This window comes from Gemmatimonas sp. (genome assembly GCF_044345575.1).
Lineage (GTDB): Bacteria > Gemmatimonadota > Gemmatimonadetes > Gemmatimonadales > Gemmatimonadaceae > Gemmatimonas.
The window spans coordinates 1-2,551 of sequence record NZ_JBIJAW010000431.1 but is presented as its reverse complement, the minus strand read 5'-3'; the positions used below and the strand labels follow the sequence as shown (position 1 = coordinate 2,551).

The following is a 2,551-nucleotide window of genomic DNA, read 5'->3' as shown; positions in this document are numbered from 1 at the left end:
ATCCCCACGATGAGGTCCGGCATCCAGTCGCGCGCGACCCGGACAGCGAGGGCGCGTGAGAGCTCGCCGAACAACGGCCAATCGACAATGAGCACGCCCTTCGAGGGGTCAGGGGCATACGGCTGCGGTACGGGCATTCCACGGCTCCACTGAGGTCACGATCAGTGTACCCCCAACCGGATGCGCGCGCCAATCAGCATGGCCCTGACATGCCAGCAGGGAGCGGCAGCGGCTTGTAGCCAACGGTTCTCACCGATAGGTTTGCGAACGGAGTCGAGTGCAACCACGACTCCGCACCTCGTTGGGCGACGGGATCGCTTCGCTCCGGCGCCATTTCCTTTCCCTCACGATTCACCGCGCGCGCATGACTTGGTGGCGCCGCCTCGTGGGCGGCTCGTCCGGACGTGATTCGAAACAGCCGGACTTTCTGGCTGAAGCGATCGACCTCGAGTCGCGCGGCGATTACGCCAACGCGCTGACGTCGTATCGTCTCGCCCTGCGCGAGCGCCCCGACGATCCCGGCGTGTTGCAGAACATCGCCATCGCCTTCTCCAAGACGGGGCAGCCCGAAGAGGCCATTCGGACGTACCGACGGGCCCTTCAGCTCAACCCGGATCTGGCTGGGGCGCACTACGGGTTGGCCTTTCTGCTCCTCAAGCGCGGGGACACCGCGCATGCGGGCATGCACCTCGAGGGCTTCCTGCGCTCGACGCGTCCCGACGATCCGGCATCCGCCAAGTTTCGCGCCCACGCCGAGCGTACCCTCGCCGAACTGAGCGGAATGGCGCACAGCACCGACGGTGGCGAGTCGGTGGCGGACGGGAACGTCGATGGCGCCACTGACGGCGTGAGCGAGGGCTGACGTGGGGCGCGTACTATCAATCGTCAGCCAGAAGGGCGGCGTCGGGAAGACTACCACGGCGGTCAATCTGGCCGTGGCCTTCGCGCGCCGCGGCCTCAAGACGCTGCTCGTGGATGCCGATCCGCAAGGAGCGGTACGCTACGGGGTGGGGTTGCGCCGCGGGCACCCCACGGTGGGATTCGATGACTACCTGCGTGGCGAGCACGCACTGCGCGAGGTGATCCTGCCCACCGCGCTCCCGTGGTTGCGGGTGATTCTTGCCGGCAGCGTCAGCGACATGGCCGACCACACCGAATTCCAGAAGCGCGTGGGCGAGACCACCGTGCTGGCCGAGCTGTTGGCCATGGCTCGCGAGCGCTGCCACGTGGTGGTGGTGGACACCCCGCCCGGGCTTGGTGCCATCACGCGACGTGTCCTCGCGGCCAGCCAGCACGTCGTGGTGCCGCTGCAGTGCGAACCACTGGCGCTGCAGACCACCCCGCAGATTCTGCGCGCCATTCAGGATGTGGTGGCCGAGAACGAGGAACTCACGCTGGAAGGCATTCTGCTCACGATGTACGAGGAGGGGAACCCGGCCACGGATCGCGTCGTCCGCTACGTCCGTGAGCATCTGCCCCAACACCTCGTGTTCGATGTGCCGGTGCCCCGGACACCCGCCACCGCAGATGCTTTCGCGGCAGGACAGCCCGTGGTGCTGCGGACGCCGGCCGACCCGGCCAGTCAGGCGTACGTGAACATCGCCACGCGTCTCGCCGAACGTTTCGTCTGAGTTGGCTGTGAACCGAATTCTGCTGTGCGGTGGGATCGCCGCAGCGGTCGCCGTAGCCGCCTGCGCCGATGTGGGTACCGGCCCTGAAGTGCCGGCAGCCATCGAACTGCCGCCCTTTGCGTTTCCAACCGTCGTGGTGGGTGACACGCTACGCGATTCGCTCGGGGCGGTGGCCCCGATCAAGGCCATCGTACGCAACTCGGCGGGCGACATCATTGCCGATGCCCGGCCCAGCTACCTGTACGCTGACTACACCCGCGATTCGGCCTTCCGCGTCGATACCATCACGGGCATCGTCGTAGCCCGCGCGAAGGTCATTGCCGGGCGTCTCGCGGCCCGCATTGGTTCGTCGCTGCAGGTATTGCGCACCCTGTCGTCTACGGTGCGCCCCGATACGGCGGTCTCAGGGTCGGCCCCGTCTGCATTGATCGTCTCCCTGCTCCCCGATACCGGGCGGACGCGAGCCGAGGGCAATACGACAGGGGGGGTCAGCGTGCAGCTGCGCAATCTGCAGGAAACGACTCCGGTGGGGGTGGACGGCTGGCTGGTGAGTTTCCGGTTGGTAAAGCCGACCAACCCGACCAACGACACGACCAAGGGCGTCTTTTTGGTAGATGAGCAACTCCGGGCGTCGATGCTCGACACGACGTCGTCCGAGGGAACGGCTTCCCGTCGGGTACGCGTCCGGCCAGCCAGCTTCCCAGTACCGCAGGGGTCGGCGCGCGTCACCGACACGGTCATCGTGGAGGCGACGGCCCGCTATCGCGGGCAACTCGTGCGCGGGGCACCCATACGGATGCTGTTGCAGGTCGTCCGCCCGGCCTCGCAGTAGCCCCGCTTCTTAGCGGACCTCCCGGCCGAGGCACACTCCCGCCGATCATTGCAGGGCACCAATTTTCCAGTGCCTACCCCGAGCGGAC

General features: G+C 67.0%; 3 protein-coding genes. All 3 read left to right on the top strand.

Going from position 1 to position 2,551, the window contains the following annotated elements; all coding sequences use genetic code 11:
• Positions 1-364: 364 nt before the first annotated feature.
• From ACIQ6O_RS16260 to ACIQ6O_RS16250, 3 genes are read left to right on the top strand one after another with little or no spacing between them, the layout of a single operon-like run.
• Positions 365-862, top strand: coding sequence for a tetratricopeptide repeat protein (locus ACIQ6O_RS16260; RefSeq protein WP_396208819.1), 498 nt, complete (start codon positions 365-367; stop codon positions 860-862).
• Between the two features lies 1 nt (position 863).
• Positions 864-1,631, top strand: a complete 768-nt coding sequence (locus ACIQ6O_RS16255; protein WP_396208818.1) for a ParA family protein — start codon at positions 864-866, stop codon at positions 1,629-1,631.
• A 7-nt stretch (positions 1,632-1,638) separates the two neighbouring features.
• Positions 1,639-2,463: a hypothetical protein gene (locus ACIQ6O_RS16250; protein ID WP_396208817.1), complete on the top strand. Its 825-nt coding sequence runs from the start codon at positions 1,639-1,641 to the stop codon at positions 2,461-2,463.
• Positions 2,464-2,551 lie beyond the last annotated feature (88 nt).